General features: G+C 71.4%; 25 protein-coding genes. 14 read left to right on the plus strand and 11 right to left on the minus strand.

From position 1 onward, the window contains the following. The 4 genes from AB0I22_RS32670 to AB0I22_RS32685 form a co-directional block, all read left to right on the plus strand. On the plus strand, window positions 1-372 hold a 372-nt coding region (locus AB0I22_RS32670; protein ID WP_363134608.1), incomplete at its 5' end, for a MarR family transcriptional regulator. Between the two features lie 75 nt (window positions 373-447). Then, complete coding sequence (locus AB0I22_RS32675; RefSeq protein WP_363134609.1) at window positions 448-1,218, plus strand: Asp/Glu racemase; 771 nt, start codon at window positions 448-450, stop codon at window positions 1,216-1,218. 265 nt (window positions 1,219-1,483) lie between these two features. Continuing rightward, window positions 1,484-2,506, plus strand: coding sequence for an acetamidase/formamidase family protein (locus AB0I22_RS32680; protein WP_363134610.1), 1,023 nt, complete (start codon window positions 1,484-1,486; stop codon window positions 2,504-2,506). Between the two features lie 190 nt (window positions 2,507-2,696). Further along, entirely contained in the window at window positions 2,697-3,026 is a 330-nt protein-coding gene (locus tag AB0I22_RS32685; protein WP_363134611.1) for a putative quinol monooxygenase, read from the plus strand. 51 nt (window positions 3,027-3,077) lie between these two features. On the opposite strand, the gene AB0I22_RS32690 is transcribed toward AB0I22_RS32685, so the two are convergent. From AB0I22_RS32690 to AB0I22_RS32710, 5 genes are all read right to left on the minus strand, one after another. Beyond that, a complete protein-coding gene (locus AB0I22_RS32690; protein WP_363134612.1) occupies window positions 3,078-3,512 on the minus strand; it encodes an SRPBCC family protein in 435 nt (144 codons plus the stop codon). Between the two features lie 91 nt (window positions 3,513-3,603). Further along, complete coding sequence (locus AB0I22_RS32695) at window positions 3,604-4,413, minus strand: AAC(3) family N-acetyltransferase (RefSeq protein WP_363134613.1); 810 nt, start codon at window positions 4,411-4,413, stop codon at window positions 3,604-3,606. A gap of 212 nt (window positions 4,414-4,625) precedes the next feature. Then, on the minus strand, window positions 4,626-5,471 hold the full coding sequence (locus AB0I22_RS32700; protein WP_363134614.1) for an SDR family oxidoreductase: 846 nt from the start codon (window positions 5,469-5,471) through the stop codon (window positions 4,626-4,628). 55 nt (window positions 5,472-5,526) lie between these two features. Then, window positions 5,527-6,267, minus strand: coding sequence for a polysaccharide deacetylase family protein (locus tag AB0I22_RS32705; RefSeq protein ID WP_363134615.1), 741 nt, complete (start codon window positions 6,265-6,267; stop codon window positions 5,527-5,529). A 377-nt stretch (window positions 6,268-6,644) separates the two neighbouring features. Then, window positions 6,645-7,742 carry a hypothetical protein gene (locus AB0I22_RS32710; protein WP_363134616.1) on the minus strand — a complete coding sequence of 366 codons (1,098 nt, stop codon included), beginning with the start codon at window positions 7,740-7,742 and terminating at the stop codon, window positions 6,645-6,647. A gap of 216 nt (window positions 7,743-7,958) precedes the next feature. On the opposite strand from AB0I22_RS32710, the gene AB0I22_RS32715 reads away from it, so the two are divergent. After that, entirely contained in the window at window positions 7,959-8,921 is a 963-nt protein-coding gene (locus AB0I22_RS32715) for a hypothetical protein (RefSeq protein ID WP_363134617.1), read from the plus strand. Window positions 8,922-9,044: 123 nt separating this feature from the next. Here AB0I22_RS32715 and AB0I22_RS32720 read toward each other — a convergent pair whose 3' ends face one another. The 4 genes from AB0I22_RS32720 to AB0I22_RS32735 all read right to left on the minus strand — a co-directional run bounded on the left by AB0I22_RS32720 (window position 9,045) and on the right by AB0I22_RS32735 (window position 12,212). Then, entirely contained in the window at window positions 9,045-9,653 is a 609-nt protein-coding gene (locus AB0I22_RS32720; RefSeq protein ID WP_363134618.1) for a response regulator transcription factor, read from the minus strand. After that, entirely contained in the window at window positions 9,650-10,783 is a 1,134-nt protein-coding gene (locus tag AB0I22_RS32725; RefSeq protein ID WP_363134619.1) for a sensor histidine kinase, read from the minus strand. The genes AB0I22_RS32720 and AB0I22_RS32725 overlap by 4 nt, the downstream gene beginning before the upstream one ends. Before the next feature lie 160 nt (window positions 10,784-10,943). Further along, entirely contained in the window at window positions 10,944-11,387 is a 444-nt protein-coding gene (locus tag AB0I22_RS32730) for a hypothetical protein (RefSeq protein ID WP_363134620.1), read from the minus strand. 123 nt (window positions 11,388-11,510) lie between these two features. Then, on the minus strand, window positions 11,511-12,212 hold the full coding sequence (locus AB0I22_RS32735) for a TetR family transcriptional regulator C-terminal domain-containing protein (protein ID WP_363134621.1): 702 nt from the start codon (window positions 12,210-12,212) through the stop codon (window positions 11,511-11,513). 188 nt (window positions 12,213-12,400) lie between these two features. On the opposite strand from AB0I22_RS32735, the gene AB0I22_RS32740 reads away from it, so the two are divergent. Further along, entirely contained in the window at window positions 12,401-13,834 is a 1,434-nt protein-coding gene (locus AB0I22_RS32740) for an amidase (RefSeq protein ID WP_363134622.1), read from the plus strand. A gap of 303 nt (window positions 13,835-14,137) precedes the next feature. Here the strand turns inward: AB0I22_RS32740 and AB0I22_RS32745 are convergent, their stop codons facing one another. Together AB0I22_RS32745 and AB0I22_RS32750 are read right to left on the minus strand one after the other, a co-directional pair. Beyond that, window positions 14,138-16,057, minus strand: coding sequence for an SMI1/KNR4 family protein (locus AB0I22_RS32745; protein WP_363134623.1), 1,920 nt, complete (start codon window positions 16,055-16,057; stop codon window positions 14,138-14,140). Between the two features lie 89 nt (window positions 16,058-16,146). After that, window positions 16,147-17,193: a DUF4232 domain-containing protein gene (locus AB0I22_RS32750; protein WP_363134624.1), complete on the minus strand. Its 1,047-nt coding sequence runs from the start codon at window positions 17,191-17,193 to the stop codon at window positions 16,147-16,149. A 147-nt stretch (window positions 17,194-17,340) separates the two neighbouring features. On the opposite strand from AB0I22_RS32750, the gene AB0I22_RS32755 reads away from it, so the two are divergent. The 8 genes from AB0I22_RS32755 to AB0I22_RS32790 all read left to right on the plus strand — a co-directional run bounded on the left by AB0I22_RS32755 (window position 17,341) and on the right by AB0I22_RS32790 (window position 23,560). Continuing rightward, window positions 17,341-18,060 carry an SDR family oxidoreductase gene (locus AB0I22_RS32755; protein ID WP_363134625.1) on the plus strand — a complete coding sequence of 240 codons (720 nt, stop codon included), beginning with the start codon at window positions 17,341-17,343 and terminating at the stop codon, window positions 18,058-18,060. Window positions 18,061-18,406: 346 nt separating this feature from the next. Next, window positions 18,407-18,829 (plus strand): cupin domain-containing protein, encoded by a 423-nt coding sequence (locus tag AB0I22_RS32760; protein ID WP_363134626.1) that lies wholly within the window; start codon window positions 18,407-18,409, stop codon window positions 18,827-18,829. 114 nt (window positions 18,830-18,943) lie between these two features. Next, the gene (locus AB0I22_RS32765) at window positions 18,944-19,693 is read left to right on the plus strand and encodes an SDR family oxidoreductase (RefSeq protein ID WP_363134627.1); all 750 of its coding nucleotides are present in this window, start codon (window positions 18,944-18,946) and stop codon (window positions 19,691-19,693) included. A gap of 129 nt (window positions 19,694-19,822) precedes the next feature. Continuing rightward, window positions 19,823-20,695 carry a helix-turn-helix domain-containing protein gene (locus AB0I22_RS32770; protein WP_363134628.1) on the plus strand — a complete coding sequence of 291 codons (873 nt, stop codon included), beginning with the start codon at window positions 19,823-19,825 and terminating at the stop codon, window positions 20,693-20,695. A gap of 4 nt (window positions 20,696-20,699) precedes the next feature. After that, entirely contained in the window at window positions 20,700-21,119 is a 420-nt protein-coding gene (locus tag AB0I22_RS32775) for a VOC family protein (RefSeq protein WP_363134629.1), read from the plus strand. Window positions 21,120-21,397: 278 nt separating this feature from the next. Continuing rightward, the gene (locus AB0I22_RS32780; protein WP_363134630.1) at window positions 21,398-22,279 is read left to right on the plus strand and encodes a nucleotidyltransferase domain-containing protein; all 882 of its coding nucleotides are present in this window, start codon (window positions 21,398-21,400) and stop codon (window positions 22,277-22,279) included. Window positions 22,280-22,332: 53 nt separating this feature from the next. Then, the gene (locus AB0I22_RS32785; RefSeq protein ID WP_363134631.1) at window positions 22,333-22,803 is read left to right on the plus strand and encodes a VOC family protein; all 471 of its coding nucleotides are present in this window, start codon (window positions 22,333-22,335) and stop codon (window positions 22,801-22,803) included. Between the two features lie 286 nt (window positions 22,804-23,089). After that, on the plus strand, window positions 23,090-23,560 hold the full coding sequence (locus AB0I22_RS32790) for a hypothetical protein (RefSeq protein WP_363134632.1): 471 nt from the start codon (window positions 23,090-23,092) through the stop codon (window positions 23,558-23,560). The last annotated feature ends 176 nt before the right edge of the window (window positions 23,561-23,736 follow it).

Genomic DNA, 23,736 nt, shown 5'->3' on the forward strand with positions numbered 1-23,736 from the left:
TGGGTGCGGTTGGTGGATCCGGTGTTGACGGGTCCGCAGTTCGCGGTGTTGACGGCGGTGGGGGCGGCGCCTGGTGAGGATCAGTCGTCGATGGCTTCGGCGGTGGCGTTGGACACGTCGACGATGGCGGATGTGGCGCGGCGGTTGGAGGGGCGGGGGTTGTTGGTGCGGCGTACGGCTCCGGATGACGGTCGTCGGAAGCTGTTGTTCCTGACGGAGGCGGGGGAGGGGGCGTTGGCGGAGGCGGACCGGCGGGCGCGGCTGCTCGATGAGCGGTTGCTGGGGCCGTACGGGCCGGGTGAGCGCGCGGCGCTGCTGGGGGAGCTGACGGCGCTGGCCGACCGCTGGGAGGGCCTGACCGGCAGCATCTGACCCCGCGTCGGCGAACACGCACGAGGCAGGACCCGTACGAGGCAGGAACCGCAAACAGCAAGACAAGGAAGCAACATGACGAACCATCACATAGGAATGATCGTCCCCAGCTCCAACCTCACCATGGAGACCGAACTCCCGCGGATGCTGCGGTCCCGCGAGAGCGTGGAGCCGGAAGACCACTTCATCTTCCACAGCAGCCGCGCCCGGATGCAGCGGGTGACCCCCGAGCAGCTGCGCGGCATGAACGCCCAGACGGAGCGCGCCGCCCTCGAACTCGCCGACGCCCGCCCCGACGTCGTCGCCTCCGCCTGCCTGGTGGCGATCATGGCGCAGGGCCCCGGCCACCACTGCGTGGCCGAAGCCGAGATCACGGCCGCCCTCCGGGGACAAGGGGCCGAGGCTCCGGTCGTCTCCAGTGCGGGGGCGCTGCTGAGCGGCATCGAGGCGCTCGGCGCGCGGCGGGTCGCCGTCGTCACCCCGTACATGAAGGACCTGACCGCCATGGTCACCGGCTATCTGGAGGACGCCGGGACCGAGGTCGTGGACGCGCTGAGCCTGGAGGTCCCCGACAATCTCGCGGTGGCCCGCCTCGACCCGGATGACCTGCGCGAGCACTGGCGGCGCCTTGACCTGACCGGCGCCGACGCGATCGTGCTTTCCGCGTGCGTGCAGATGCCCTCGCTGTCGGCGATCCAGCACGTGGAGGACGCGTCAGGGCTGCCGGTCCTGTCGGCGGCGACGGCCACGGTCCACCGCATCCTCACCGAACTGGGCCTGCCGACGGTGGTCCCCGAGGCAGGACGCCTCCTGAACGGCGCGCACCCGGCCCCGGCGGCCGCCTGAACACCTCGCTGACCTGGAAAGCGCGGTGTCTTCCGCAACCGCCGCCACCTCCATACCCTCTGGGGGAGGGGGACAGGAAGACAAGAACGGCAGGAGAGGCGCGACGGATGAGGGAGACGGGAGAGACAGGAGTGGCGAGCGGCAACCGAGCCCCCGCCGCACCGGCCCCCGATGCACCGACCCCCTCGACCCACTGGCCCCCGACTCGCCGGGCCCGCCCGCGACTTCTCCCCGCCGCCCCAGCACACCGCGATCAGGAGCCCGTATGAACGACCCCGTTTCAGACCCCCGGATCGTCACCGTCCGGCCGGGCGAGCAGGACTACGCCTGGACGTTCGGCGGAGCTGCGCCGGTGGCCCGTATCGCGCCCGGAACCGTCCTCGACGTCTTCACCGAGGACTGTTTCGGCGGCCGGATACGGACGGAGAAGGACCTGGTGTCCGAGGTCTGCGAGTTCCCCTTCGTCAACCCGCAGACCGGGCCCTTCTACGTCGAGGGCGCGGAGCCCGGCGACACCCTGGCCGTGCACTTCGTGTCCATCGAACCCCGCCGGGACTGGGCCGCCTCCACCACCGTGCCGCTCTTCGGAGCCCTGACCGCCACCCACGCCACCGCGGCCCTGCACCCGCCGCTCCCCGAAGCCGTCTGGATCTGGCAGCTGGACCGCGAGCGCCGCCAGTGCCGCTTCACGGCCCGCGACAGCGAGCTGGAACTCACCCTGCCGATGGACCCGATGCACGGCACGGTCGGCGTCGCACCCGCGAATCTGGAGGTGCGCTCCGCACTGGTCCCGGACGCGCACGGCGGCAACATGGACACGCCCGAGATGCGCGCGGGCGTCACCTGCTACCTCGGCGTCAACGTCGAAGGCGCCCTCTTCAGCCTGGGCGACGGCCACGCCCGCCAGGGCGAGGGCGAGACCTGCGGGGTGGCGGTCGAGACGGCGATGCACAGCGTCGTGATCGTGGAACTGCTCAAGGGCGTCGCCACCCCCTGGCCACGCCTGGAGTCGGACACCCACATCATCTCGACGGGCTCGGCGCGCCCGCTGGAGGACGCCTTCCGCATCTCCCAGCTGGACCTGATCCAGTGGCTCGCGCGGGATTACGGCCTGAGCGAACTGGACGCCTACCAATTCGTGACGCAAGCCGTCGAATCCCCGCTCGCGAACGTCTGCGACAGCAACTACACCTGCGTGGCCAAGCTCCGCAAGGAGTGGCTGCCGGCGGCGGAGCCGCACGGCGGCCTCCACGACCACCTGCGGACGAGGGCGGCGGCGCTCGGCTGAGGGGACTGCCGGGGCCGGTGCTGAGGAAACCCCTGGCAGAGCCGTCCGGCGGCGCCCGAAAGCGGCCGGTTTTCCGGCAGGGCCGGAATCGGCACGGTCCGCGCTTCCGGGCCCGGTACCGTACCCGGCACGCTGGGGGCTTCCGAGTCGACCCGGCGGTCAGCCCGCCGTGCAGCGAAGGAGCAGCGCCATGATCCTCATCAACGTCAAGTTCACCGTCCGGCCCGAGTACCGCGAGGAGTGGCTGCCGCGGGTCGAGGAGTTCACCCGCGCCACCCGCGCGGAGCCGGGCAACGTCTTCTTCGAGTGGTCGCGCAGCGTGGAGAACCCGAACCAGTTCGTCCTCCTCGAAGCGTTCAAGGACGCCACCGCGGGCGAGACGCACGTCAACTCGGAGCACTTCCAGACCGCGATGGCGTGGATGCCGGAGCTGATCGCCGCCACCCCGCAGATCATCAACGCCGAGATCCCGGCCGAGGACTGGGGCCCGATGGGCGAGCTGAGCCCGCGCGAGAGCTGATCTCGGCTCGACGCAGGCGAAGGGCGGCACCCGGAGGCCGGGGCCGCCCTTTCACGCGTCGAGCAGACGCCTCAGCACTCTCCCGAAGACCAGCCGCCCGGCCCACGCGGTCGGCGCGTCGAGCACCCGCGGCACCCCTCGGACCCGCAGCTCCTCGGTCCAGCGCGCACGCGCCCCGGCCCCGTGCCCGTACACCTCGATCTCGGCCCAGCCGGTGATCGCCCTCCCGCGCTTCTCCAGCCGGCAACGCCCTGGGCCGTGCCCGGACGGCGGCTGCCAGCGGACGACCTCCATGACGTCGTCGACGGCGACGCGCCCGACGCTCGTACGAGCCGTGAACCGCGTACCCGTCCCGCTCGGCGGCGGGGTCGTCACGGTGATCCGGGTGAGCGGTACGTACGCGGCGTGCCGCTCCCAGTCGGTGAGCCGCCGCCACGCCTCATCCACCGGCAGCGGGGTCCGGCATTCGATCAGGAACGGGGCCATGGCCACATCGTAGGCACGGGCACCGGCCGGCCCCCGGCAGCATGCCCCTCAGGACCCGGCCGGCACGGCCGGACCTCGGCGCCGCCACCGGTCAGGACTCGGGCACGTACGGCCGGTGCCGCGTGATCCAGGTCCGGGCGTACGCCACGGCGTCGGCCAGCGGAAACAGCCGGGCGTCGGCAGCGCCCACCGTGCCCCGCACCACCGGCCGCTCCTTCTCGAAGTCCGCGCCCAGCTCGTCGAAGCGCTCCCCGCTGATCCCGGTGTCCCGTACGGTCATCCAGCGACGCCCCTGCGGAGTCATGGCGGCGAAGGAGTTGTCGACCTCCGGCGCGGGAACCCGGCACTCGGCGAGATGAAAGGCCGTACAGGACTCGAAGTCCGCCCCCAGCAGCAGAATCCGCGCTCCGGCTTCCTCCAGCCGGGCCAACGGACTCCGCTCCCCGAGCCGGCAGTCCAGCGCGTGCCCGTCCACGATCGCGGAGCCCAGCGGCCCGACAGCGGCGAAAGAAGTCTGCGGATGGGCGCTGCGCACGGCCCCCGGCCAGTTGCGGACGGTCTCCGGGATGATGCCGATACCGAAGGAAGGCGTGATACGCGCGTCATACGCCGGCATCGAGGCCCGAATAGCAGCCCACCACGCCTCGGGCACCGGCGGATTGCTCCAGAGCGACGGATCCGAATTCTCACCGGAATGCGTCGGCACCACCAGAGTCCCCTCCGGTCCGAGCACATCGAGCAGCGCCCGAACCACCGTACTGGGGCCGCCGCAGACCCACCCGAGCGAGCTGAGAGAGGAATGCACGAGCAGGGTCTCGCCCGCCTGAATACCGGCGCGGCTCAGGTCGGCGGCGAGGGAATCGCGCGTGCACAAGGGCCCGGCAGGAAGTGTTGTCGACATGGTCCGTCAGTCTGCCCGCTCACGCCGCCGGTGTTCTACCGATTATCGAACTCAAGGGCACCCGTGGTGCTTTTGACACCGGGGGTCGGCCCGAGTTCTCTGTACCGCTGTGGGGCCGGTGCCGCCGAAGGGGGAAGGGCGCCCCAATGAGTACAAGCGCCACTGGCGCACAGAGCCCCGCCCCCGGACCCGACGGCCGGCAGCGGTCGCCGTCAGCGGCGGACGGCTGTCGCAGGTGAGATGTCATGGGCCTGCTGGACCAGTTCGGGGCGGCGGCCGTCGTTGAGGCGCCGTTCCCACTGGCTCTCCACCTGGCGACGGACCTGCGGTTCCATCTCGGTGGGCAGTACGTGCCGGTAGCGGGTGTCCTCGCCCAGAAGTACCTCGACCGTCGTCGCGAAGACGGGCTCGGGGTCGTACTGCTCGTGAGGGAAGGCCAGTTCGGAGTAGTCGAAGAGCCGTTGGGAGGGATCGTCCCGCCAAGCTTTCCACGCCTCGAACATCGCGTCGTTGAAGCCGGTGAGGAACGGGCCGGGATTGATCGTGGCGACGGTGACGCCGAATTCGGCGAGTTCCTGGTCCAGGGCGTCCGCGAACGCCTCCACGGCGTGTTTCGACCCGGCGTACGCACCCGTGAACGGGTCGACCGTCAGCCCCGCGACCGACGACATGAAAACGATCCGCCCGCTGTTGCGGGCGGCCATCTTCTTCGCGAACCCCTGCGTCAGCAGAATCGGCCCGAAGACGTTCACCTCGAATTGGCGACGCAGCCGATCGGCGGGGATGTCCACCGTCGAGCCGCCCTCGGAGACGCCCGCGTTGTTGAGCAGTACGTCCACATCCCAGGCCCAGGCGTTCTCCCGGTCGCCGGGGTCGGTGACGTCCAGCTTCTCCACCCGCAGGTCCGCACCGCGCCGCCGTGCCTCGGCCCGTACCGCGGCGACCTGGGCGACGATCTCCACGCCCGCGATCACCCGGTGCCCGGCCGCGGCCAGGCGCAGCGCGACCTCCTTGCCGAACCCGGTGCCCGCGCCGGTGATGAGGATCGCGCCCGTCATGCTCGTACCGCCTTCCTGTCGTTCGTGTGCCAACGGCGTGGGTCAACGCGTGGGGTCACCGCAAGGGATGCGCGTCGGGGGTGGTGAAGCGGTATCCGGCGGCCTTGAGGCGGGGGAGGTAGACCTTGAGCGCCTCGACGGTCTGCGTGCGGTCGGCGAGGCCCTCGTGCTCGGGGACGTCCTGCCCGCTCATGGTGCCGTCGTGGTTGAGGACGATCGAGCCCGTGCGGGCCCCGGCCAGCACCCGGTCGGCGATGCGGCGGCTGCCCGGGTTGGACCAGTCCTCCGGGTCGACCGACCAGGAGATGGGACGCAGGCCGAGCGCGGCGCACTCGGCCATCGCGGCGGCCGCGAAGTGCCCGCCGGGCGCGCGGAAGAGTACGGGCCGCCGGCCCGCGGTCCGGTCGATGACGTCCTGGGTGCGCCGGATCTGGTCGCGGACCTGCGCGGGGGACAAGGTCTCCAGATTGGGGTGCGACCAGCTGTGGTTGCCGAGCACGTGCCCGGCGTCGGCGACCTGCCGCACGGTGTCGGGGTATTTCGCGACGTTGCCGCCGAGCATGAAGAACGTCGCCCGCACGTCGTAGCGGGCGAGGACGGCGAGCACCCGCGGGGTGTACAGCGGGCTGGGGCCGTCGTCGAAGGTGAGGGCCAGCGTCATGGCCCCGGCTCGTACGGTGCGTTCCGGCCGGGTCGGCGCCGGAGGCGGCGCACCGCCCGCGGCGTGGGCCCGCGGAAGGGCGGAGAGCGAGATCAGTCCCGCTCCGCAACCGGTGAGGAATCGACGTCGCGGCACGGCTTGACGGTCAATGGCCATCTCCCCACCCTCCGCCACCCCGGCACCACGCCTCGGCCGCCCCGCCGCCGCGTCACCCCAACGGCCACGGAGCCGTGGCGTGGCGGCGGCCGGTCGGGTGACGTCATGTCACCAGCCGTACTGTGCCGAAGCGCGATAGTCGGCATCATCGGCGGACACTGCCCTGCGGCCCCAGCGCGGCGAGGCTCGACAGTTGCCAGCAGGTCAGCACGCTGCCTGTCACTGGCAGCACGGAGAGCGTCGCAGTTGTCACCGGCTCCGGTGGCCCGTCGGCCGGCTGAACTGAACGGGGCAGAGCCTGCCGGCCGCTTTGCCTATCACGATCGGCCGGAGGGCAGCGATGTGTCCGCGTTTCGTCACGTGGCGGACAGACTCCATGCCGCGGCCGATCGCACTTGGTAGTAGCCGCGGCCCGGCCACTGGAACGAGTGCTCCCCGGCGTTGCCCTCGGCCACCGTGACCCGGTAGGCGAGCCGGTCGTCCAGGGCCTCCAACTGGATCATGCTCGGTCCCTCGTACCGCAGAACACCCGGACCAGGCTCCCCCCGATAGTGCACGACGTCGGACCCGGTGCCGTTGATCTCGCCGTGGAAGCGGGGGACTTCTCGCAGTGGTGCCAGGGCCGCAGCCCATAGCTCCTGGCCGCCGGCGGCGAATACCCGGAAGGCGACTGCCTTCTTCGCTTCGGGCAGTGGAACCCGGGCGATGACGCGGGTGCGGTCGCCCGACAGCCGGTAAAGCCGTGAGGAGCGCCCCGTCGTATCCTCGAAACGCAAATTGACCCGTGCCCGTTCACTCGTCGAGAAGACCATGAGGGCCGGCCTGTACGACGGCATGGCCAGCTGAAGCGCCTGCGCACCGCTGCTTCCCTCCCCGCTGATCTGCGGCTGGGGGGCGCTCACCGGCGTTGTCGTCGGGAACTTGGCCGGAGTCGGCTGTGCGCCGGAGAGCCTGCCGGCCGGCTCCGGCCGCGGAGCCATCGGGATCGGGCTCTCCGCCAGGCGCACCCCATCCGCCGCGCACACGGCAATGTCGCGGGCGATGCCCCCGGGAGGCGCCCACCTGATCTGCCGGACGGCCCGCCCGTGCCGCGCGTCGAAAAAACACAGCGGCATCCGCTCGGGCAGCGGCCCGCCGACGAGCAGGGCATCCAGGCAGGCCAGCGCGTGCCTGCCCTCGTCCAGCGCGCGCAGGACATCGAGCGTGGCCGTACGGGCCCGGCCGCCGTCGAAGTCCCGCTTCGCCTGCTCGTACGCATCGAGGGCGCGCGCCAGCTCGGCGCGCATCGCATCGGTGGCACCGGGCCGGCCGGGGCTGAAGGAATGGCTGTTCAGGGCCTCGCCGAAAGCAGTGATCTCAGCCTCGATGCCGGCGAGCGCCGACTCGTCGCGTGCACGCCGCGGGCGCAACCGGCGGAGTCCCCCGCCCACTCCTCTACGCATGGCCGCCATCATGCCGTACGCCCCGGCAAGCACCGGCTCACACAGATGCCCCCGGCGGACAGTTCTATGCGCCCGACTTGTGATCGTGGTGCCAACAAGCCTGCCTTTGTGACACCTGTCGCGCTTCGGGCTCCCCTATGCGGCTCCCCTTGCCGCCGGGTGAGATGTCAGACCATTGCCTTACTCTGCGTGGCATAGGCGAGTTCGCGGGATACATAAGGGTGGGGCATGCGGAAGAGCGTGATGCGGCGCGTGGGGGTGTCGCTGGTCGTGGTGACAGCGCTGGTGGGCATGACGGGGTGTCAGGCCGGGGCGGACAAGGCGGGGAGAGCCGGCAGTCCTGACAACACGGGGAACGAGAGTTCCCGGGGCGGCGGGGACGCGCGTACCCCGGAGCAAGCGATCACCGCGGCGTACAAGAAGACCTCGGCGGCGAAGTCGGCGAGAGTCGTGATGACCACGTCGACCCCTGCGGAGGCAGGCGTCAGCAGGAGGACGACGGCCTCCGGCGTCATGGGTTGGAACCCCACGGCCGAGGACGTGACCGTGGACCGCGGTGGGGCCGGGGAGCCGACCGGTCGGACAGCCAAGATGCGCATGATCTGGGTCGACGACGTCCTGTACATGGACAAGGGGAAGTCCAAGGAACTCACCGGCAAGAAGTGGGTCAAGCTCGACATGGTCGCCGCCGCCGAGGAGGCCGGTGACGCGCAGGCGGTGAAGCTGGCGGCCTCCGAGCTGGAGGGAACAGGCGACGATCCGGCCCGGAAGCTGGCGCTGCTGCTCAACGCGCCGGTCATCGAGCATGTGGGGTCCGAAGACATCGGCGGCGGGCGCGCCGAACACTACAAGGGCGCGTTCACGGTCGAGAGCGTGCTCAAGTCCGCCAAGAAGATCGAGGCCCTCACGCCACAGCAGCGCGAGAAGCAACTCGCGGACATCGAGGAGACGGGTATGGATTCCTACGACTTCGACGTCTGGGTCAACAGCGACGACTTTCCGGTGAAGATGAACATATGGATGAAGTCGCCGAAGGGTGTGACCACCACTTCCGCGGACTTCTCCGACTACGGGACCAAAGTCGCCGTGCAGGCCCCACCGGCCGGTGACACCGTCGACATGTCCGAGATGATCAAAGAGTCCCTGAAGCGGGAACTGGACAAGGGACGCGGGCCGGGGGAGACGACCTGAGCCGGGAGGGCGATCCGGGGCCGGGAGGACGAGCCACGAGCCTGAAGCGGCGCAGGGCCCGGGGAGCGGATCTCGAACCCGTCGCCGAACGCCACCGCTGCCGCGGCTTCCCCGGCCGCCCCGCTACAGCCAGCCGCGTTCGTCCGCGATGCGCAGCGCTTCCATCCGGTTGTGAGCCGAGGTCTTGGCGATCGCCGCCGAGAGGTAGTTACGGACCGTCCCCTCGGAAAGGTAGAGCTTGGCGGCGATCTCGGCGACGGTGGCGCCCGAGCGAGCCACGTTCAGCACGTCGCGCTCCCGGGCGGTGAGCGGGGACTCGCCCGCCGCGAGCGTCGCGGCCGCGAGGGCCGGATCGACGACGCGTTCCCCCTTCATCACCCGGCGGACGGCGTCCGCGAGCGCCTCGGGAGGGGCGTCCTTCACCACGAATCCGACGGCGCCGGCCTCCATCGCCCGGCGCAGATAGCCCGAGCGCCCGAAGGTCGTGAGGATCACCACGCGGCAGTCCGGCACCTGGGCGGCGAGCACCGCCGCCGCTGCCAGTCCGTCCAGACCGGGCATCTCGATGTCGAGCAGGGCGACGTCGGGCCGGTGTTCGCGAGCCGCCTGGATGACCTCGTCGCCCCGGCCCACGGAGCAGACGACCTGGAAATCCTCCTCCAGTTCCAGGAGCGCGGACAGCGCGCTGCGGATCAGCTCCTGGTCGTCGGCGAGCAGCAGTCGGATCGTCATGCCGGAGTACCGTCCGTCGGGTCGAGGGTTACGCGCAGCCGCCAGCCACCCGAGGCCGGCGGCCCGGCGTCCACGCTGCCGCCGGCCGCCGCGACCCGTTCCCGGAGTCCGCCGAGGCCGTTGCCGGAGGGGGCCGAGCCGCCCACGCCGTCGTCGCGGATCTCCACGTGCGAGGCCGACAGGGTGACCGTGCACCGGGTGGCGTGCGCGTGCCGTACGACGTTGGTCAGGCCCTCGCGCACCACCCAGCCGAACAGTTCCTGGTGTGCGCCGTCGACCATGTCGGTGGCCGTCGGCAGGTCGGCCAGGACGCCGGCCGCCCGGAGCAGTTCCCTGCCCCGCGCGATCTCGCCCGTAAGGGTCACATCCCGATAGCCGGACACCGCGGCCCGTACATCGGTGAGCGCTTGCCGGGACAGGGTCTCCACCTCCGTGATCTCGTCCAGCGAACGGGAGGAGCCGCTCGCGGTCAGCCGGCGCGCGAGCGCGCTCTTGACCGTGATGACCGTGAGCGAGTGGCCGAGCAGGTCGTGCAGATCGCGCGCGATCCGGGCCCGTTCGGCCTCCGACGCCAGCCGGGCGACCTCCGCACGCGCCTCCAGCAACGCGCGGTTGGCCACCACGATCTCGGAGAACCCGTAGACCGTCAGAGCGGTGAAGACCACGGCGATCGCCTCGAACCAGCCGGGCCCGCTGTGCCACGGGCGTACCGCCCACGGCACGACGAGCGCCGCGAGCGCCCCGGCCGCCACGATCAGCACCGCGTGCCGCTTCAAGAAGGCGGCGGCGAACGATACGACGACGGCGCACAGGAAGAAGGCGTACTCCCTGGCGATGGGCAGTTCGGCGACGAACAGCGCCGTCATGACCCCGAGCAGAGCCGCCAGGCGGCGCCAGGCGCGCTGGGCCGCGGACAGGGCGGCGAGCACGTAACAGCAGCAGAAACCGGCCACGATCACATACCCGGCGACGGCGCCGGCGCCGGTCGCGTACTGCGTCGCCCCGACCGCCGTCGCGCACGGATAGACGAGCATCCCGGCGGCCAGGACCATGCGCCGCCACCCCCGAGCCCACCGCAGCGAGTCGCCCTCCGGACCGCCGCTCACCGGCTCTTTCCCGGTGTTGTCCATGGCAGGAACGCTAACACCGCCGCCTCGGCGCGAACCCGCCGCCGCTTCGCCGTCCGGAGCGCCGCTCTGAGTCTCGGTGCGCCGCGTCTCGGTGCGCCGCGGTGCACCGCCGTCGACACCGTCGCGTGCTCGGCCCCCTCGGCCCGGTCGGCTCCTCGGCTCACTTGGCCGCGAACAGAGCCCGCATCCGCGGGCCGTTCACGAGGAGGACGACACCGAGCAGGGCCAGCCCGCACACCCCCTGTTCGATCTTCATCCACATCGGGAACGTGCCGGGCAGCGCGATGATGCACGCGATGGCCACCACCATGACGCCCGAGGCGATCCGCAGCCTGCGGTACGCGCCGCGGGAGCCGCGCGCGGTGCGAGCGGCGAAGGCGAACGTCAGCATGGCGCTGGCGACGACGATGGTCCCCCGGACCCAGACGGCGTCGTTCACCACCGAGGCGTCGTCGCGCATCACGATGATGGCGGCGAGGGTGAGCACACTGATGGCGAGGTAGCCGCCGGCGAGCCGCTTCGCGCTGCGGAGAGCTTTGAGGCTGCGCGGGTGGGTCAGGTCTTCGACCCGAAAGGCGAGGGCGGTCTTGGTCTTCTCTGTCATACGGCCCATCGTCTTCGGGGACCTCGGCGGCCGGGCAGTGAGATCGCGCATCACCCGCCCATGACATTTGTCATGGGTGCCGGGCCCCATGAGGCCTTACGGATGATGTCTTACGGGGCCGTCTTACGAGCCCGGCCGTTCCCAGAGGTTCTCCAGGTGCGCGTGGAGGACGTCTTGGGCCTCGCGCGGGGTGAGATGGCCGATGAGGACGTGCGCGGTGAGGCCGTCCGCGAGGGCCAGGAGGGCACGGGCCTCGCGCTGCGCGTCGACGGGCGCGGCGGCACGGCTGTCGCCGTCCTCGACGGGTCCCGCCGCCGCTGGGACTCGCGATGCCTCCGAAGCTTCCGACGCCTCCGAGGATTCGGAAGCTTGCGAGGCTCGCGAAGCTTCGGAGGCTTCCGAGATGAGGTGCGCGAACACCTCTTGCAGAGCCGCGTAGTTGGTCTTGAGCGTCTTGGCGAGTGCCTCGCTGACAGCCGCCTGTGCGACGAAGGCGACCCACACCCTGGCCTCGGCGCGGTGGTCCTCCCGCAGCAGCGCGACCTCGGTGGCCGCGTGCCCCAGGGCGGTCCCGGCCGATTGCGCCGGGCTTCTGACGAGGCGGGCCCGCACGCGCTCGTTGATCCGCTCGCCGATGTGCCCGAGGGCGAACACGAGCATCTCTTCCTTCGTGCGGAAGCACCGCTGAACGGCGCCCATCGACACCTGCGCGCGCGTGGCGACGTCGCGCAGGGTCACGCCCTCCAGCCCCCGTTCGTCGGTCAGGCGGCAGACGGCCTCGGCGATGAGGCGGCGTCGGTTCACATGATCGACCTGCTTGGGCATCCCCGGTGACCTCCCTGTTTCGCGGTGCTCCGCTCCGTGGCGCACTTTATTCGATGCGCCCGTATCAGTTCTCAGGATACGGTTCCGATGCAAGCGCATCGGAACGGGCGCGGGCACATCGCCGTATGCGGGCGCACCGACGCATACGGGTACGGGTGCATCGGCAAATGAACGAGAAGGGAAGGGCCATGCGGAACGCGGACGCCTTGTGGAAACTGTCGGCCGCCGAGCAGGCGGCGGCGGTGCGCCGCGCGGACATCTCCGCCGTCGAACTGATCGACAGCCACTTGGACCGGATCGCCGAGGTCAACCCTCAGGTGAACGCGGTCACGCAGCTCCTGGCGGAGCGCGCGCGGGAGGCGGCGGAGCGGACGGATCGCCGACGGGCGGCCGGTGAGGCGATGGGGCCGCTCGCGGGCGTGCCTTTCACGGTGAAGGAGAGCACCGCCGTCGAAGGCGTGCCCACCACGTTCGGCACGGAGCGTTTCCGCGACCTGGTGGCGTCGGCCGACGCGCCCCCGGTGGCGCGGCTGCGCGCGGCCGGTGCCATCCCCATCGGGCACAGCAACATGCCGACGCTGATCCTGGCGGGCATGCACACCCGCAGCGAATTGTTCGGCGACACCCTCAATCCGTGGGATAGCACTCGGACTCCTGGTGGGACCAGTGGTGGAGACGCGGTGGCCGTAGCCACCGGCATGGCGGCGCTCGGGCTCGGCAACGACTCCGGCGGATCGGTGCGCATCCCGGCCCAGTTTTGCGGTGTGGCCGGGCTGAAACCCTCCACGGGCCGGTTCCCCGCCGACCACCGTGCCCTCGGCCCGGACGATCCCGGCCCAGCCTCCCAACTGCTGGTCACCGACGGCCCGTTGGCCCGGAGCGTCGGCGACCTGCGGCTGGCGTACGAGGCGCTGGCCGGCACCGACCCCCGCGACCCGCGGGCCGTACCGGCGCCCGCCTACGGCGAACCGCTCCCCGGCCCGGTGAAGGTCGCCGTCGTGGCGGACCCGGGTGGACACGGCGTCCACCCTGCCGTTCGCAGGGCCGTGGCGACGGCGGCCGACGCGCTCACCGACGCCGGGTACGACGTGCGCGAGGTACGGGACGTACCGCGCCTGGACGAGGCGCTGGAGGCGTACGGCCGGATCACCGTGACCGAGTTCGCCCCGAGCTGGCCCGCGGTGCGCGAGCTGCTGGGCGAAGGCGGGGACCGCTACATCGCGATGGCGATGGAACAGACCCCGCCCGTGAGCGCGGAAGAACTCATGAAACTGATGGGCGCCTGGCTGAACATCCGCCGCTCGTGGGCCGAATTCCTCCACGAGTACCCGCTGCTGCTCGGCCCGTCCTTCACCGAGCCGCCGGTCGAGCCAGGGCTGGAGTCGCGCGACAGGGCGGGCCGCGACCGGGTCGGCTCGGGCATGCGCCTGTGCACCGTGACCAGCTTCGTCGGCGTACCCGGAGTGGCCGTGCCGACGGGGATGATCGACGGGCTCCCGTCGGGGGTGCAGATCGTCGGCCGCGCGTTCCGGGAGGACATGTGCCTGGCGGCCGCCCAGTCGATCGAGGACCGGCTCGGAGTCCTCACCCCGATCGACCCGCGCCCGGCGCCCAAGTCCTAGACGGAGCCCGCCCGTTCCCCGCCAGGTCACGCTGATCGCGAATCGGCTGAGACGGTGACTCACCGGGCGGGCTCGGACTCACCGGGGTGGGCTCGGTCTCCCCGCGGCGGTCGCTGCCGCAGAGGGACGAGGGGTTCGGCCGCGCGCAGGCCGCGGATCCCAGGGCTGCCCGTCAGCCGAGGACGAGCGTCGCGCAGGCAATCGCCGGGACCGCGCGTCGCCCGTCAGCCGTCAGCCGTCAGCCGTCAGCCGTCAGCCGTCAGCCGGGAGTGAGCTGCGCGCTGGCCTCTCCGAGGCCGTGCGTCAGCAGAACCCGATCGACGCGTAGGGCTCCCCGGGGCCTGGCGGGCGTATCCAGGACGTCGACTCGAAGGAGTGCAGCCTGCCCTCGGTGATGGCGAAACGCGGCAGGGCGACGCCGTACCGATCGGCGATGGCGTCCAGGGCGCGGACCGCCGCCTCCGCCTGGGCAGCCGTGCCCGGGGTGTCGAAACCGAGGGCGGCCGGGGCCAGTTCAGGGGGAACGGCGCCGCAGACGTCCTCGATCGCCCCGTCCCGCACCGTGAACGCGTACAGCGTCGTCCCGCCCCGCGCGACCGACAGGTGGAAGACCGGGGCGTCCCTGCGGCACCCGCCCCACACCACGATCGCCCGGCCGCCGCCGGCCGAGGCGTCCCGCGCGGGGGAGACGAACCGCTCCGAGAGGAACCAGGCAGGCAGGTCCCCATCGAACCCGAAGCTCCAACCCACCCCCGCTCGCCCGACGCTCAGCAGGGCCTTGTCGTCGTAGCTGGAGGAACCCCGCTGATGGGGGCGGTGGTGACGGTGGAGTTCCCCGCGCCGCAGCGGCGGGGAGAGGACCGCGTCGGGCGACGAGCCGAGGAGGGCGGGCAGTTCCTCCGGGGCGACGCCTTCGACCAGGACCATGCGGAAGTCACTCCGCGACGACTGGCCCGGTCCTAGTCCCCCGGGGCGCGCGAGCCACGAGAGGCCGCCTGGGTCCTGGTCGAGCACGGGGGCCGGGACCGGGCCGCTCTCGCCGCCGCGCGGGGTCGCCAACAGCTCAAGGCGCCGCTCGGCGGTGAGCACCGGAGCGAGCACGGGGTCGGCGAGCAGGCCCACCGGAGCGATGTGATCGGGGCCGAGCGGCTCCCACAACGGAAGCGCGGCGCGCAGGCGCCGCCAGGCGGCGTCGGTGTCGCCCCAACGGGCCGACTCGCGGGCCGCGTCGACCGCGTCGCCGAACGCGCCGCCGGGCTGGTAGCGGTACGTCCCCTCGCGCATCTCGCGCAGGATGTCCGCCGCGGCCTGCGCGGTATCGGGAAACCGGTCGGGATCGGCGAAGCGCCAGTCATCCACGGGGCGGCCGCTGCTGAGGGAATCGGCAGCGGCCAGCGGAAGCAGCTCGGACAGGAAGCAGGGATCGTCGGGAAGCGGAGGCCGTCCGCCCTGGTCGTGCGCCCCGCCCAGCTGCCCGATCTGACGCAGGAGCTCGGGCGCGCGCGGTCGGCCGTACTTCTGAGCGCCCATCAGCAGCGGGACAGCCTCCTCGTGACGGCCGCGGAGCGCCGCGGTACGGGCCCGGGTCACGGCGGCGTCCTGGTCGCGAGTCGTCTCGTTGACGAACGCCGGGGCGCCCGCCCGCTCGTTCCGGCCGGCCTGGAGGGAGTGGAACTCCCGGTGCATGGCGACCATGAACGCCGCGAACGACGGGTATCGCTCGGGGTCCGCGGCCCGCCAGGACGCCCATACCCGCACCGCCCACTCGCCGTCCGGTCCGACGTCCTCCGGGTCGAGCAGCACGTACGTGGCGTCCGACTCCACGTCCAACTGGAGCCCGCGCGACCACAGGCCGACCTGTGCCCGGACCTCCTCAGAGTTGTCCTCCTCGCCCCAGAACCCGTCGAGGTCCTCACCGAGCCCGCTCGCGTCCTCGTGCCAGTGCGCTTCGCGGGTGCCGGCCAGCATCCAGACGAAACCGCCCGCGTGCCGCCAGCCGTCGCTGACCCGCAGGAACTCCCGGTAGGACGGCGGCATCTCACATCCGAGCCGCGCCTCCATGGCGGTGATATCCGCCTCGGCGGCAGGGCCGGAACCGAGCCATCCGCGCCGCCGCGCTTCGGCGTCGTCCGGACTCAGCTCACTCAAGTCGCCCTGGGCGTCGGCCCACTCCTCACTCCACCGGGTGAGGAAGCGCCGCCAGCCGAATGTTTTCGCGTCCATGCCGGTGATCCTGACACCCGCCACTGACAATCGCCCTGACCAGCAGGTTCTGGGCGTGCGCTCGAAGAGCCCCTCAGGACCAGGGTCCGTCAGGGGGCGCCCGGCCGGCCCGGAGATTCAGGCGATTGCGCGCCGGGCCTGCCGCCGCCGCTCGGCGTCCGATGTGTCTCGTCCTTCTTCCACGGGCCGATGCCGAGCTTCCCCGTCGTGCCCAGGTCGAGTTCCGGGGTCACCATCACCGGGTCCGCGCCGGGCTTCGCCCGCACCCGCACGTAGGGGGCGTTCACGGGAACGCCGCCCTCGACGGTGTTGCGCCAGACCAGTACGGCGTACGCGCGCTCGCCGGGCTTCAGGGCGAGCGGCTGCGGCGCGCCGTCGGCTCCGGTGCCGGTGGAGATGGAGGCGCCGCCGTGCAGAACGCGCACGCCGTCGACCGGTTTGTGAGCCGCGTCGAGCAGTTGGAGCCGCGGGTAGCCGTTGAGCCGGCTGACTCGGTCGCCGCAGTTCTCCAGGTGGATGCTCACGGCGCGGAGCCCCATGGCGGCATCGCCGTCATCGGCGTACACACGCACCCCCGAGGACGGGCAGGCGCCTCCCTTGGAGGGCGCTTCGCCGGCCGGGATGCTCCGTACCTTCGTGATCTGCACGCGTGCGTATCGACGCGCCTCCGCGGACAGCCCGCCCGAGGGCAGTCCGTCCGCGGTGATCGTGCGCCGCACGGACTGACCGGGCTTCACGGACGGCACGGTCTTCTCCGTGTTCGCCAGCGCTTCGCCGGCATCCGACATGAACGTGAACGTGATCGTGTAAGTGAGGGCCTCGGCCTCGTGGTTGGTGACCGCGAAGTCGGCGCAGGCCCGGCCACCGTCGCCCAGGCCGGTGATTTTTACCCCGTCCTTCTCCAGCTCGGCGGGGTCCCCGGTCAGAGGCGGTGAGGTGGACGTGGCCGAGGCGCCGGCTGCCGGGGCCCCGCAAGAGGACACGCCGGGCCGACCTGAGGGACCCGCCCCCTCCGCGTGCATCGAGCCGTCCCTCGCTGAGCCGGAGCCGGCCTTCTGCGAGCCGCAGGCCGTGAGGAAGAGCGCGCCGGTGACGGCGACGGCGGCGGGGAGGGTGAGAAGGGGGACGTTGCGCATCCGGCGAGTCAATCAGGACCAGACCACTTCACACCATGTGAAAAGCGCATTTTGTGTAACGGTCCTGTCGCAGGCGAGGCCGCGACCTGCTACGTTTAGAGCTAAACGTAAGCTAGGCGTACTGATCATACTGATGCAGGAGGACCCTTGTCCCGCACTGTGCTCGTCACCGGAGGCACCAGCGGCATCGGCCGCGCCGTCGCCGCGAGGTTCGCCGCCGATCAGGCGGAGGTCTTCATCACCGGCCGCCACCCCGACACCGTCGAACAGGCCGCCAAGGAACTCGGCGTGCACGGCGTGGCCTGCGACGCGACCGACCCCGTCCGGGTAGCGGCCCTCGCCGACCGGTTCCCAACCCTGGACGTCCTGGTCAACGCGGCAGGCGGCCTGCCCCCGTCGGCCCCCGGCGCGGCGGTACCGGAACTGGCCGCAGTGCTGGCCGAGTGGCAAGCCAACCTGGAACAGAACCTGTTGAGCGCGGTACTGACCACCACCGCCCTCCGCGCAAGGCTCGCCGCAGGCAGCTCCATCATCAGCATCGGATCGATCGGAGCCGAACGCCGAGGCGGCTCCTACGGCGCGGCCAAGGCCGCACTGGCCGCCTGGAACGCCTCACTCTCCAGCGAGCTCGGCCCCCAGGGCATCACCAGCAACGTCATCGCCGCGGGCTACGTCACCGGCACCAACTTCTTCCAGGGCCAACTGGCCGACGACCGCCACCGCGCGCTCGTCGAGGAGACGCACAACAAGCGCCCCGGCACGGTCGAAGACATCGCCGAGACCGTCCGCTTCCTCGCCTCCCTGGGTGCCCGTCACATCACCGGCCAGACGCTGCACGTCAACGGGGGAGCCTTCACCACACGTTGACGCCGATGCGCGAGCGCCCCGTCCTCGTACGCAAGCGGGCGACGCGCCCACGCTCCGCACCCCCACGCGTACGGCAGAGCTCCCGTCTCCGGCGCGGTGTCGCGGAAGTGTCCGGATTGGCGCTCACCGCGCATGCCGGGGCTCTGAACAATGGAACCTTCCCGGGCACGCCCATGGGCCGGGGGCCTTCACGAACCCGTACGCACGCCGAGCCCGCATCGCCGCACAAGGCCACGCACCGCGCGCAACGTCCGTACCCCCGCACAGTCCGTAGGGGGCCGCGAAGCTCGTACGCCCGCACCGTCCGTACGCCCTGGAAATCCTGCTCCGCAGAGGGAGACCCGCCATGCCCGACACCGGCGAACACCCGCGCTCAGAGGCATGGAAGACCGCGCTGACCGTGCTGCAAGAGGCCGCCCCGCCCGGCATTCCGGAGGGTGCGCACGCGATGACCGTCCAGATCGAGTACCCGCCCGGCGACCCGGGCACCCCACCGCACCGCCACTCCGGGCCGGCCTTCGGCTACGTGCTGGAGGGGGAGATGCGCTTCGAGCTGGAAGGCGAACCGGAGCGGATCGTCCGCGCCGGGGAGACGTTCTGGGAGCCCGGTGGGGACGTCATCCACTACCAGGACGGCAACGGCCTCACCGACACGCGCCTGCGTTTTCTCGTCACCATGCTCTGCGCGCCGGGACGGCCCATGCTCGTCCTGGTGGACGACGACGAACTGAAGCAGCGCGCGCACCTGCGCGCGCCCCGGCCGGCCTGACAATCCCCGCCGTCAACGCCGGCGAAGTCGTCGGCGCCGCCAGGCGGCGCCTGGACCAGCCGCGGTCCGCCTTGGAAAGGCCCCCCCGATCCCTCAGAGCAAGGAGTACGCGACGTGAAGATCGTGGTCATCGGAGGCACCGGCCTCATCGGCAGCAAAGTGTGCGGCAAACTCAACGACCGTGGGCACGAGGCGGTGCCCGCCGCGCCCAGTACGGGCGTCGACACCCTCACCGGCGAGGGCCTCGCCGAGGTGCTGGCCGGGGCCCAGGTGGTCGTGGACGTGTCCAATTCGCCCTCGTTCGAAGCCTCGGCGGTGCTGGACTTCTTCACCACCTCCACCCGCAACCTGCTGGCCGCCGAAGCCGCGGCGGGCGTGGCGCACCACCTGGCGCTGTCGATCGTCGGCATCGAGGGGCTGCCCGACAACGGCTACTTCCGGGCGAAGCTGGCCCAGGAGCAGCTGATCCATCAGGGGCAGATCCCTTTCTCGATCGTCCGGGCGACGCAGTTCTTCGAGTTCGTCAAGGGCATCGCCGACGCCGCTACCAGCGGCGACACCGTGCGCGTGCCGCCCGTGCTCTTCCAGCCCATGGCGGCCGAGGATGTCGCCGAAGCGGTGTCCCGGACCGCCGTGGAGACTCCGCTGAAGGGCGTGGCCGAGGTGGCCGGGCCCCAGCAGTTCCGCTTCGACCAGCTCGTCGCCGAAGCGCTGCGCGCGTGGCACGATCCGCGTACGGTCATCGCCGACCCGCACGCCCGCTATTACGGTTCCGAACTGGCGGAGCGCAGCCTCGTCCCCGACGAGGGCCGCGCCCGGCTGGGCGGCACCCGCTTCGAGGACTGGCTGCGCCGATCCTCTTGAGCCTTGAACCTTGAGGGACTGAACCTTGAATCTTCAGTACGGCAGCGGCGAAGCCGAGAGCTGTAGCGCGGCAGCCAGGGCGATAAAAACCTATTCGTGGCGATAGAGGTGAGGGCGCATACTGGACCCGTGGCATCGAAGCATGAGTTCGTGAGAGCCGGCCCGCTGCCAGGAGGCGTGATCTCCGGGGTCGGCTACCGCGCCGTAAGACCAGGCCAGGAGGCAGCGCGCCCCCTCCACCGCGGGCTGCCTTCCCCCTACCTCACCCTGATCTTCTCCCTGGACGGCCCCGTCATCAGCGGCCTCACTCCGGACCAGGCGAGGGGTTCCGACGCGATCAGCACGGACATCGTCGTGGGCGGCCTGCACCACAGCCCCGCGTACGTCGTGCAACCCGAGTTCGAGACCGGCATCCAGATGGCCGTGCACCCGCTCGCGGCCCGCGCCCTCCTCGGGGTGCCGGCCGCCGAGCTGACCGGGCGGTTCGTCACGCCCGGTACGGACGTACTCGGCCGGCACGCCGCCGACCTGCGTTCCCAGCTGATCGAGGCGACGGACTGGGAGGCACGTTTCGCCGCCCTCGCCGGTTACCTGGAGAAACAGCTCGCGACCCACGGCGACCGGCCGCGGCCACGCCCCGAGGTCGCGGAGGCATGGACATGGCTGGCCCGGCACCGCGGCGCGGGCACGCTGCGCGGCCTCGCGGCGCACGTCGCGCTGAGCGAACGCCGGCTGAGCACCCTCTTCCGCGCCGAGACCGGCGCGACGCCCAAGCAGGCGGCCCGCCTGATGCGCTTCGAGCACGTCAAGGCCGGCATCGTCCGCGCGACCGCCGCGGGCGACGCCCCCGACCTGGCCCGTACGGCGGCGGCCTGCGGTTACTACGACCATTCGCACCTGGTCCGCGACTTCCACCAGTACACAGGGCTGAGCCCCAGCGCGTGGCTGGCCGAAGAGTGCCGGAATATCCAAGCCGGGGGACACCTCAACGGCGGAGGCTGAACCCATGGACACACAGAACGCTTCAGAACAGGCCCGTACCCCCGAGATCTTCCCGACCCTTCAGGCCGACGACGCTCCCGCGCTCATCGACTTCCTCGTCGGCACGGTCGGCTTCCTGCGCACGGCCGTGTACGAGGACGGCGGTCGTGTCGCCCACGCCCAGCTGGACTGGCCCGAGGGCGGAGCCGTGATGCTCGGCTCCTACAAGCCCGACGGCGAGTGGTGCGTGAAGCCTGGCACCTTCGGCGCGTACGTCGTCACCGACCACGTGGACGAGCTGTACGCCCGGCTCAGCAAGGCGGGCGTAAAGATCATCCGGGAGATCGGGGACCAGTCGTACGGAAGCCGGGAATTCGCCATCGCCGACCCCGAGGGCAACAAGTGGGCCTTCGGCACCTACCGCGGCGAACCGCGCCCCAGCTGACGCACGGCCCCTGGCCCCTCTCCCCGTCCCGCCGCGCCGGCCCCGCACCGGGGCCGGCGCGGCTCTGGCGCACGGTCCTGATCGGGGAGGCCATCCGTATCGGTGCGACAACCGGGCGCGGGCTTATTCGCTACCGCCGGCCGAGCACGCCGCCTAGGCTCTCGGCCATGTGCAATTTCTCCTGAACGGACCACGACGGTCCACAGACACCCGCCCGGCAGGCGCCGGGCCCCGTCGGCGTGCGCTCGCACGCCCACCTCAGGAGAACCTGCCCCATCATGAACACGCGTTCCGCCTGCCCCGCCCTGGACGATCGCATCGCCCGCCTGCGCGAGCTCGCTCACGCCGATCCCCGCCTGGAGGGTGTCCTCCTCTACGGCTCATGGACCATGGGCGAGGCCGACGCCCATTCCGACATCGAGGCGTACCTCTACATCCAGGACGACCGCCTCGCCGACTTCGACGGCCCCGCCTTCCTTGAGCGGCTCGCGCCGCTCAAGCTCGCGTACACCAATATGCACGGCATCCTCGCCGTGGTCTTCGACGACCTGATGCGCGGCGAGTTCCACCTCACCGCGGCAGGCGCGGGCATCGACGAAGTCCCCACGTGGACGGGGATGGTGCACCTGCCCCGCCCCGGCGACGCAGTCCTGCTCGACCGCACCGGCCGACTGACCCGCGCGGCACGGCGATTGGCGGAGTTCCGCCCGCCCGAGCCCGTAGCGACCGCCCGGCAGCTCATCGACGAACTGACCAACTGGACGCTCATGCTCGCCCATGTCCTGGCCCGCGGCGAGACCGCCCGCGCCCACGCCCTCCTGCACTCCGTCATCGCACCCCAGCAGCTCCAGCTCTGCCGCCTGCTGCGCGACAGCACAGCCCACTGGCTCACTCCCAGCCGCGCGCTGGAACAGGACCTGCCCGCCGCCGACCGCGACCGCTACGCGGCCACCACCGCCCCGGCCCGCCGGCACGAGGTGCGAACGGCGGCGTGCGACAGCTGGCGCTGGAGCCGGGACCTGGCCGCCGAGGCGGCCGAGCGCTGGACCATCCACCTGTCGCACCAACGCCAGGAACTTCACGAGCAGATCGCCCACCTCCTGAACGGCAGCGGCAGCGGCGACGGCAACAGCAACAGCAGCGGCGACGGCAACGGCTGACCGATCTCCGCCGGGACCGCCGTTGTCAGTGCCTGGGGCTATAAGTAGTGACCATGACGTCAACGCCCCTGCACTGGAAACTCGTCATCGACGCCCACGACCCGCACGCCCAAGCGGACTTCTGGGCAGCGGCGCTCGGCTACGAGGTCGAGGACCACAGCGTCCTCATCGCCAAGCTCCTCGGCCTCGGCGCCGTCCCGCCCGAGATCCTCATCGACCACCACGGCCGGCGCGCCTGGCGGGACGCGGCGGCGGTCCGCCACCCCGACGACCCGTACGAGGCGGAGAGCGGTACGGGGCAGGGGCGGCGGCTGCTCTTCAACCGCGTACCGCTGCCGGAGGCGAAGTCGAAGGCGACCAAGAATCGCCTGCACATCGACCTGCACGGCCCCGCCGGCGCGCTGGAAACCGAAGTGGAACGCCTCCGCGCCCTCGGCGCCCAGACCCAGCGCCACGTCAAGGAACCGTTCGGCGAGTGGATGGTCATGACGGACCCGGAGGGTAACGAATATTGCGTCCATTAGCCCAGGGCTCAACCGGGGCTCCGGCCGCCTTTCGCCGCGGCGGGTGGGGCGGTGGAGGACTGGAGGTACCTAGGAGCGTCTGAGTATCCCTACGGATATCGGGGGAGTGCCCGCGCCCTACGGTGGACAGGTCCACATCAACACCGCTCGTCATGGGGCCAGTTGACGTGGGCCGCAGCGGGCGGGGCCCGCCGCCGTCCGGCCCGGTGCTCGCTGCCGGTCGACCGAGAGGCCGGAGTCCGCGCGCTGCCGACGCACACCAGAGATCGAGGAAGGGGACAGCAGTATGCGTACAGCACAGTTCCTCGTGTCGCGCGGCGCCGAGAAGCAGCGGAACGGCGAGCCGCGGCGGATCGGCGAGAGCGGCGGAGGGAAGCGGAGGAGCCGCATGGCGGCTGTCGCCGTCGCGACGGTCATCACCGCCGCCGCAGGGGCCGTCCCCGCGACGGCCGCGACGGGGACGGCATCGCCGCAGGCGCCCGCGGCGACTCACGCCCCGACCCTTGCCGCGAAGCACGCCTCCGTCCGCTGCGGCAGCAAGAAGGTGAACTTCTCGTGGTCGACGGGGACGCTCCGCACCACCGTCTACGCCAACAACCACTGCGGGCACAAGAAGGTCGTGGCGGTGAAGGGCGGCGGAGCGCTGGGGCCTTGGAGCGCGTGTTGGCCGGTGAAGAAGGGCAAGAGCCACGCCACCTTCCGGACACCTCCGGGCGGGGGGCCCATAAAGAAGATCGTCAAGGGCAGCGGCTGCTGACCTGCCGACGGGACGGTTTGCCGACAGATCCGCGCCGACGCGGCACCGTTGGCCGGGGGAGCGCGTCCCGGTGGTGAAGGGAAACAAAGAAGGCCCCCGTACTCGTCGAGTACGGGGGACCTTCAACTGGAGCGCTCGGCAGGCCTCGCATTCGCATTTCCCGCTGGACGGCGGGT

It is taken from the genome of Streptomyces sp. NPDC050610 (genome assembly GCF_040654875.1).
Taxonomy (GTDB): domain Bacteria; phylum Actinomycetota; class Actinomycetes; order Streptomycetales; family Streptomycetaceae; genus Streptomyces.

Excerpts from the sequence above, each read along its gene's own strand:
- AB0I22_RS32675 (WP_363134609.1), top strand. The coding sequence starts at position 448 with ATGACGAACCATCACATAGGAATGATCGTCCCCAGCTCCAACCTCACC.
- AB0I22_RS32680 (WP_363134610.1), top strand. The coding sequence starts at position 1,484 with ATGAACGACCCCGTTTCAGACCCCCGGATCGTCACCGTCCGGCCGGGC.
- AB0I22_RS32685 (WP_363134611.1), top strand. The coding sequence starts at position 2,697 with ATGATCCTCATCAACGTCAAGTTCACCGTCCGGCCCGAGTACCGCGAG.
- AB0I22_RS32690 (WP_363134612.1), bottom strand. The coding sequence starts at position 3,512 with ATGGCCCCGTTCCTGATCGAATGCCGGACCCCGCTGCCGGTGGATGAG.
- AB0I22_RS32695 (WP_363134613.1), bottom strand. The coding sequence starts at position 4,413 with ATGTCGACAACACTTCCTGCCGGGCCCTTGTGCACGCGCGATTCCCTC.
- AB0I22_RS32700 (WP_363134614.1), bottom strand. The coding sequence starts at position 5,471 with ATGACGGGCGCGATCCTCATCACCGGCGCGGGCACCGGGTTCGGCAAG.
- AB0I22_RS32710 (WP_363134616.1), bottom strand. The coding sequence starts at position 7,742 with ATGATGGCGGCCATGCGTAGAGGAGTGGGCGGGGGACTCCGCCGGTTG.
- AB0I22_RS32715 (WP_363134617.1), top strand. The coding sequence starts at position 7,959 with ATGCGGAAGAGCGTGATGCGGCGCGTGGGGGTGTCGCTGGTCGTGGTG.
- AB0I22_RS32720 (WP_363134618.1), bottom strand. The coding sequence starts at position 9,653 with ATGACGATCCGACTGCTGCTCGCCGACGACCAGGAGCTGATCCGCAGC.
- AB0I22_RS32725 (WP_363134619.1), bottom strand. The coding sequence starts at position 10,783 with ATGGACAACACCGGGAAAGAGCCGGTGAGCGGCGGTCCGGAGGGCGAC.
- AB0I22_RS32730 (WP_363134620.1), bottom strand. The coding sequence starts at position 11,387 with ATGACAGAGAAGACCAAGACCGCCCTCGCCTTTCGGGTCGAAGACCTG.
- AB0I22_RS32735 (WP_363134621.1), bottom strand. The coding sequence starts at position 12,212 with ATGCCCAAGCAGGTCGATCATGTGAACCGACGCCGCCTCATCGCCGAG.
- AB0I22_RS32740 (WP_363134622.1), top strand. The coding sequence starts at position 12,401 with ATGCGGAACGCGGACGCCTTGTGGAAACTGTCGGCCGCCGAGCAGGCG.
- AB0I22_RS32745 (WP_363134623.1), bottom strand. The coding sequence starts at position 16,057 with ATGGACGCGAAAACATTCGGCTGGCGGCGCTTCCTCACCCGGTGGAGT.
- AB0I22_RS32750 (WP_363134624.1), bottom strand. The coding sequence starts at position 17,193 with ATGCGCAACGTCCCCCTTCTCACCCTCCCCGCCGCCGTCGCCGTCACC.
- AB0I22_RS32760 (WP_363134626.1), top strand. The coding sequence starts at position 18,407 with ATGCCCGACACCGGCGAACACCCGCGCTCAGAGGCATGGAAGACCGCG.
- AB0I22_RS32775 (WP_363134629.1), top strand. The coding sequence starts at position 20,700 with ATGGACACACAGAACGCTTCAGAACAGGCCCGTACCCCCGAGATCTTC.
- AB0I22_RS32780 (WP_363134630.1), top strand. The coding sequence starts at position 21,398 with ATGAACACGCGTTCCGCCTGCCCCGCCCTGGACGATCGCATCGCCCGC.
- AB0I22_RS32785 (WP_363134631.1), top strand. The coding sequence starts at position 22,333 with ATGACGTCAACGCCCCTGCACTGGAAACTCGTCATCGACGCCCACGAC.
- AB0I22_RS32790 (WP_363134632.1), top strand. The coding sequence starts at position 23,090 with ATGCGTACAGCACAGTTCCTCGTGTCGCGCGGCGCCGAGAAGCAGCGG.